This is a genomic window from Planktothrix sp. FACHB-1355, from assembly GCF_014748295.1.
In the GTDB taxonomy this organism is placed as follows: Bacteria; Cyanobacteriota; Cyanobacteriia; order Cyanobacteriales; family Aerosakkonemataceae; genus Aerosakkonema; species Aerosakkonema funiforme_A.
In genome coordinates this window covers 1-4,313 of record NZ_JACJUP010000556.1, presented here as the reverse complement: position 1 = coordinate 4,313, position 4,313 = coordinate 1, and the positions used below count along the sequence as shown (strand labels likewise).

Below are 4,313 nucleotides of genomic sequence, written 5' to 3'. Positions count from 1 at the left end.
CGAGTTTTATCTTTGTGTCTTTTGGCAGAGTATTAAAAAATTAACTTTTGTAAGGTTAAATCAGTACGCAAAGAAACCGGGTTTCTATGAAAAATCGTTGGTTTTCCGACTGTATATCTACGAAGAAACCCGGTTTCCGGTCGGGAGCGTGCGTAAGTCCTGAAAAAATTAACTTTTGTAAGGTTAAATCAGAAGCTGCACAATTGAACAAAGAGGAACTTGGCTGGTTTGCTGTCAACTATTGGCCTGATTGTAATTTCCACGATCGCAATCTCTCTGTACGCCACTAGCAATCCTCCCATGCCGGCTGTAAGCGTTACGGCATCAAGAGTACCAGACTCATTTAAATCGCCCGAAGGCTGGAACGAGTATGGCAGCGGTTTTCCGATCTGTGGCATTGGTGGTGCCCTGCTAGCCTATGCTCTATTGGCTTTGGACTTAACCAAATTTATCTCTAACTATTTGTTTCAATAAAAGTTAGGGAACGGCTAGTTTCTAATATAGAAACCTGTTTTCTTAAACAAAAATAGTTTCTATATTAGAAACAAAATGCAGGCGGTTTTTGCAGAAATAAAAGCCATCTCCCAAGAAACAGAAACATTTCTTGGGAGATGGATATCCGATGTTACCGGACTTGATATCGAAGAGCTTAGAGGATTTTGACAAATCCTCATTGAGGGAGAGGTTGGATCGAATGTTTAGACGATGATCGCCAAATCGCTAAAGCCGCTCTTGAATTGATCGAAGGTCAGATCGATTACTCCATCATAGAAATTACCAGAGTAGCGAGTAGGATCATTTCTTAAATTGTAGTCATTATCTTGACCCCAAGGATTTCGCACAACGACGTGTTCAGTACCGCCTTCATCTACATAGGCGTTTGTGACTGAATAGACATGACCACCAACCAATAGGAGACTTGATTGAGATGTCGCTGCCGCTATCGGGTTACCCTTGTTTAGTGCGTTGGTAATGTCATCGAAATTCAGCCGTTGCGTCTCATCAGAAGTAGCGCTAGTCCCAATAAGTTGTGCTTTGAAAAATGTGTCTTGAGTAAGGACTTCACCAGTGGCATGGTCTGTATTTCCAGCGGCGACACGGGCATACAAATCCCCCTTGCGCCCAGTAATTCGCTCAAGCGGATCTCTAGAATTATCCCCATTACCAATGAAAGTATAACCACCATAAACCTTTGTTCCTTGCAACTCTTTTTCTATGCCTTGTATGAATCCTGCATTAGCCGTTTGCTCCCTAAATACGGCATAAGCTTTCTCCGCCAAAGCTCCCCAAATTGAAGCATCGCTGTTTGCGAGAAGTTGTCTGCGATCAGGGAATGGAAATTGATCAGTTATTTCAGCCCCGTTGAGATCGACCGTGACTGGCAGCGTAATTTCTGTTGCAGTGCCACCCCTCTGAGCAAAAGGCATTTGGTCGTAATTAAACACCTTTTTAGTATTAGTATCTGTGAAGTTTATTGTTCCCTGACCCTTCACAGTTGCCACAGTTTGATCGACGGTGACGTAATATGCCTCACGGTTATCGTCAAAAAAGCGAAATGTATAGGTGCCATCTCCGTTTGTCGTAATGAAGGGTTCTGCCTTGATGTTTTTTGGAGATTGAGAAGTCGCAAAAACTGCCCCTAACGCTCCCATAAACGCACAGTCACCCAAATCACGTTGGTTGATGCCACGAATTCTGTCTTCCTTATCGTTACCGTAAAGCTCGCCTTCAATTTTTAAATGCTCAACATTAGTCTGCACCACAGGAGATTGGCCACGTGCTGTATCACCCGCTCCGATGTATATAGGTTGTGGATTTATTCCCTTGATCAGCCCTAGCGCGTTCTGAAGTACAGTACCATTGACGGCGGTATTTTGACCTGTTCGATCGATCGCATCGTTCACTTGAGTAAGCTGGAATTTGACAGAATCAGGCATTCTGAAGGATACCGCTTCGCGAGTTAATTCCTTCAAATCCGCTTGTTCTTGAACCGAAACCGTTCCATCGGCTGTTGCTTGGTTAATGAACGATAATACATCTTCACGCCCCAAAGTTGTTTTATTTGCCAGGAGACTTTGCATTCCCGGGTCGCCCAGAGTAACCGTACTGCCTTCACCTGTTAACGGTGTCGTCGTAACCGTGTAATGACCGTCACCAGCCCTATCTTTATCAGAACGATTGACTTGAATTTGGTAAGTAGTATTAGCCTGAGCAGTAAAAGTTAATTCCGAGTCAGTCTCGCCATTAGCATCATCATTGCTGCTAATAGCAACGCCATTGGCAAGCAGTTGTACGGAATTGTCAAATGTCTCAGATTCGACGTTAATGCGAATTTGCTCCCCTGGATTAACACCTTGCAGAGTGTAAGTATCAGATTCGTTGAGACCACCAGGAGTAAATGTCCCTGTAATCGTTTCATCACGACCGATCAGTGGAGTAGCTCCCGCTCCTGCTTCCACCGTTGAGGTGAGGGTAAAGCTTCCTGTTTGTTGCTCGTCCCAAGAAGTGACGCGAACTGCGTAATTAATTCCTGACTCGACGACAAAATTCAATTGGGAGTTGGTATTTTCGTCACCGATGTCATCATTAGAGGCAATGAACTCTTTTGTATCGGCATTAATCAGTTCTAGGTAAGAATCGAAGCTGGAAGAATTGAGGGCGATTTTCAATTCTTGCCCTGGATTCACCCCAGTTAAATCCAAACGGTAATCTCGTTTAAATGCGTTGATTTCATGCGGGTCAGGCAGGTCAGTATTGGTTATATTGTCAGAGACATTGCCACCATTAGCAGCTAGATTGCCCACAATGGTTGAAGAAGCTTGACCGGAAAGGGTGAAAGCACCTACAGCATTGGCATTAACACCGCTGACACGCACCATATATGGTGTACCTGGCTCCACAGTAAAATTGATCCGGGAGTTGGGGTTTCCGGAGCCAATGTTATCGTTTTCCGCAATCACTTCTCCAGTTACGAGATCCACCAGTTGCAAGTAAGTGTCATAAGCGGCTGTTAAGTCAAGTTGAACTTGCTGACCAGGATCGAGTCCGCTGAGGAGATACTCTTCTGAGTAGCTACCTTTACGATTCAGATTCGCTCCATCAGCTGCGTTTAAGTTGCCGCTAATTGTGCCTTTTCCACTTACCAAGTCAAATCCAGGCAGCACCTCATTTGGGGGTTTAGGATTGCGGACGGCATTATCACCCCCGGTGGTAATGTAATATTTGAAGAGTTCTGCGGGAGTGAGGTTAGAACTGTTAGGAGCAGAGCTTACCTGACTGTAGTATTCAGCATCGTAAGAATCAGATAACGGTCGCAGTTCGTTAATGCCAAAGTTGCGGAAGTGATCGTACAGTTGTTCGTTGCTCAACCCCGCTAAATCTTTATTAGCGCTGCGATAGTAATTGACATCAAATTCATCGGAAGATCGACGACCTTCGCGAATTCCAAAGGTGGCAAAATGCGACAGGATAAACTTGTTATAAGATGACAACTCTGCTGGATTATCTAGCACGGCTTCGGTTGACAAATTTCTAGTGCTAGCGTAATAGGTCAGCAGATCCGGATTGTTTAAATCGTAGTAGTTGAGGTTTAATGGATAAGAAAATTCTCGTCCTTCTGCCACCCCAAACATTGCCAGGTGCTGCAATGCTTGGTTGTTATCCAAGCTTTTCAGATCTGAGTTAACATCTCGATAAAAGTTGAGGTCAACAACGGGAGAAAACAGCCGTCCTTCTTTGACACCATTATTTTTTAGATGTAGGAAGGCTTGTTCTCGATTCCCTTGAAAAAATTGGTTGACATCATTATTACTTTGTAAGTAAAATTTTATGTCGCCAAATTGTGAAAAATTCCGCCCCTCAGCAACACCTTTATTTTGTAAATGGGCTAAAAGTTGCTGATTAGTAGTTAATCCGGCTGCTTGCAGATCCCCATTTGATGCGCGGTAGACGTTAAGATTGACAAAAGGGGAAAATTCTCTTCCTTCGTTTAGCCCAACTCTTTCAAAGTGGGCGCGTAGCTGAGCTTCTGTAGTTATACCAGCTTTAGCCAAATCGGGATTGGCAGCTTGGTAGTAACTGGCATCAAATAAATCAATACTCATCTGTTCACCCTGAATGAAGTTAATGATTATCTATCGCTGAAAAAGTGGCTAGGAACTATTGCCCAGACAAACCTCATCCCCCTAATCCCGTCTGGAATCTGGGATAAGGGGAGTATTTCTACCCCACGAGTTACTTTTAGCGCCAGGGGCAAAGGTTCCACTGTCCCGGCTTAGACTGGTAGCTGGAAAAGTGGTAAAATCGTTTATCTA

The 4,313-nt window shown here is 44.1% G+C and carries 2 protein-coding genes; both read right to left on the bottom strand.

What is annotated here, in order from left to right; translation table 11 throughout:
- Window positions 1-188: 188 nt before the first annotated feature.
- Window positions 189-398 carry a hypothetical protein gene (locus tag H6S82_RS34405; RefSeq protein ID WP_347339518.1) on the bottom strand — a complete coding sequence of 70 codons (210 nt, stop codon included), beginning with the start codon at window positions 396-398 and terminating at the stop codon, window positions 189-191.
- Between the two features lie 300 nt (window positions 399-698).
- Window positions 699-4,103 (bottom strand): hypothetical protein, encoded by a 3,405-nt coding sequence (locus H6S82_RS20510; protein WP_190470971.1) that lies wholly within the window; start codon window positions 4,101-4,103, stop codon window positions 699-701.
- Window positions 4,104-4,313 lie beyond the last annotated feature (210 nt).

What these genes read in the sequence shown, in the direction of transcription:
- H6S82_RS34405 (WP_347339518.1), bottom strand. Translation starts at nt 398, where the DNA reads ATGCCACAGATCGGAAAACCGCTGCCATACTCGTTCCAGCCTTCGGGC.
- H6S82_RS20510 (WP_190470971.1), bottom strand. Translation starts at nt 4,103, where the DNA reads ATGAGTATTGATTTATTTGATGCCAGTTACTACCAAGCTGCCAATCCC.